The sequence below is a fragment of the Archangium sp. genome, assembly GCF_036388035.1.
Taxonomy (GTDB): domain Bacteria; phylum Myxococcota; class Myxococcia; order Myxococcales; family Myxococcaceae; genus Archangium.
The window spans coordinates 1-2,803 of the sequence record NZ_DASVSO010000485.1; the positions used below are offsets into that span (position 1 = coordinate 1).

General features: G+C 74.4%; 1 protein-coding gene and 1 pseudogene. Both read right to left on the reverse strand.

Annotation, left to right across the window (positions count from 1 at the left end):
- Nucleotides 1-114 (reverse strand): annotated as a pseudogene (locus VF697_RS19565) (GGDEF domain-containing protein); the annotation flags it as partial.
- Between the two features lie 86 nt (nucleotides 115-200).
- Nucleotides 201-2,803: carboxypeptidase regulatory-like domain-containing protein (locus VF697_RS19570; RefSeq protein ID WP_331097185.1), on the reverse strand; the 2,603-nt coding region annotated here is incomplete at its 5' end.

A 2,803-nucleotide genomic window follows, 5' to 3' on the forward strand; every position in this document is an offset into this window, starting at 1 on the left:
GTCGTACTTGCGGCCCAGATCCAGGCCGTAGATGACCACGAGCGCGGCATCCAGGTTGCTCGGACGCTCCGAAATTTTCGAGATGACGGTAACCACCGTCTCGTTCTGGGCCATACCCGACAAGACGGTAGCACCCGGAAAACCCCCGAAGCCAGCAGTGGGTGACTCCGGGTGAAGGTTCTCGCGCTCCCCGTGGGCGCTCAGGGGGTAATCGTCAGGGTGCGCGTGCTCGTCACCGGGGGGTTCAACGGCTGGCCCTCGGGGTTCACCAGGGTCGCCGTGAGCCGCACCCCCGTCCCCGAGCACCCCCCGGGCAGCGGCAGCTCCACCTCCCCTCCTCCCTGGGAGTCCATGACGTCCCCGCGCACCGTCTGGCCCTCGCAGCCCGTGCCTCCCGCGAACGTCAGCCGCACGGAGCCGTCGTCCGTGATGCCACTGCCCACCCGGAAGGCCCGCACCCCCACCTTCACCATCGAGCCGCGCGCCACGCTCTGGCCGTCCTCGGCCGGCGCCACCCACTCCACCCGGGGCCGGCCGTAGTCCAGCGCCGAGAACGCCACCGTGAGCGCGCCCAGCTGCCCCAGGTCCACCCCGTCCGCCTCCACCAGCCCGTTCAGGTCCAGCGGCGCCCCGTCCGAGGTCCCCGTCCGGCTCACCTCCAGCGCCTGCATCCCGAAGGGCGAGCGCGAGCCCGTCACGTCCCCGAAGTACGTCCGATCCTCGAAGGACTCCGGCGGCAGCGGCAGCCGCACGCCCGTGGTGGCCCTCGCCACGTCCATCAGCACCACCCAGCGGTGCTCCGCCCGGTTGGTGAACACCGCCCGCAGCACCGTCCCCTCGGGCAGCTGCGGCTCGCCCAGGAAGCGCAGCTGCCGGCCCTCGAGGCCCGCCGCCGCGTCCCGGAGGTAGTTGTAGCGCGCGCCCTCGGGCACCGGCAGGAAGGGCCCGGTCACCGCCACCGGAGCGCCTCCCCGGGGATCGAAGGGCAGCTTCCGCAGCGTCCGGTGGATGAGCACGCTGGAGGCCGCTCCCGCCGTCGCGTCATTGCTCGCGGCCGAGGACGAGGCCGTGATGAGCAGATCGTACGGGCTGCCCTCGAGTCCGTGGTGCGTGGGCGCCATCCGCACGCTCACCAGCCCCGGCCCCGGCAGCCCCACCTGCGTGTCCGTGTTCAGGTCCGCCGGGTTCGTGTTCGTCGCCGCGCCCAGGCCCAGCGGCACCACGCCACGCCCCGGCACTCGCGCCGCGCCCAGCACCGCCACGCTGTCCATCCACGCGCCCCGGTACTTCGGCAGCGCCGGCACCCGGAGGGCGAACTGGAAGCCCAGCGCCATGCTCCGCTCGGCCTTGAAGTCGTGGTCCGCCGTCGTGAAGTGCGACTGGTCTCCATAGGCCGGCGCGCCCGTCTCCGCCCCCGGCGTCTCCTTCAGCCGGTAGCGCACGTCCCGCACCACCGAGGAGCTGAACGTGCGCAGCAGCGGAATCGTCTGGGCCAGCACCTGCCCCAGGTCCACCCCGCCTCCCGTCACCACGCTCGGCGACAGCGCGTTGAGCGGAATGTCCCCGCCCAGCGCCCACGCCGTCCGCGTGCCACACGCGCCCGAGGCCATCAGCTCCTCCGGGCTCGTCACGCCCGCCAGCACGGCGTCGCACACGCCCGCCACGCCCTGCGCCGACACGTCCGTCGCCGCCAGCGTCGTGCCCGGCAGCACCACGTACGCCCCGGCCGGCAGCGTCGCCTCGCGCGCCTGTCCCCCCGAGGTGTAGCTCACCCGCCGCGAGGGCCCCACCAGCAGCGACCCCGACAGGTCCGACACCGCGTCCGGCGACGACAGCCCCGCCAGCCCCGCGTGCATGTCCAGGCTCGTCGACATGTCCCGGAACGTGCCCTTGTAGCCCCCGTAGCGAGCCGTCGGGTTGCGCCGCAGCGGCAGCGCCAGGTCCGTGGAGCCTCCAGCGCCCTCGTGCGCCACCGTCAGGTAGCCGAAGTCCTTGTGGAATACCGAGACGCTCCCCGCCTCCGAGAGCGCCGCCAGCGTCGCCACGCCGTTCGCGTCCGTCTCCGCCCACGCCGTCTCCGCCCCCCGCGCGTCCGCCGTCACCACCACCGCGTCCACAATGGGGCGGCCCGTCAGCTCGTCCGTCACCACCGCCCGCAGCCGACCCGGCGCCAGCGTCGCCTCCAGCACCGTCACGCGCGCCGTGCAGGTGGCCTTGCCCACCCGCGCCCGCACCGCCTCCCGCGCGCCCACCGTGGGCACCGACAGCACGAAGGAGGCCTCCGTCCCCGTGCCTCCACCCCGCACCGCCTCGTCCACCGCCGTCCACGTGGCGCCCGCGGGCACCACCACCGGCTGGCCCGCCGCGTCCATCGCCAGCACCGAGAAGCGCGCCGACGTCCCCTCGCGCCCGAGGACGAAGTCTGGCGTCACCTGGCACGTCACCGCCGCGTCCGCCTCGGGGGCTGGCGCGCACCGGCCATCCCGGCACACCTGCCCCGCCGCGCCCGCGCACTCCGCGTCCGACGAGCACAGCGCCGCCACGCACCGGCTCCCGTCACACCGGCAGCCCAGGGGGTTGGCGTCGCAGGACTCAATCCGGTGCGGGCCCCGCTTCTCCGCCGTGCAGTCCGCCTGCGTCCGGCACGCCGCCAGGCAGCGCGACGTCGCCGTGTCGCAGAAGAAGAGCCCGGGGTCCGGGCAGTCCTGATCCACCCGGCACGAGTCGGGCTCGTCCGGCGTGGGTGGCACCGGCTCGGGGGGCGCACCTCCCACGTCCGCGCAGGCGGTCCACAGGCTCGAAC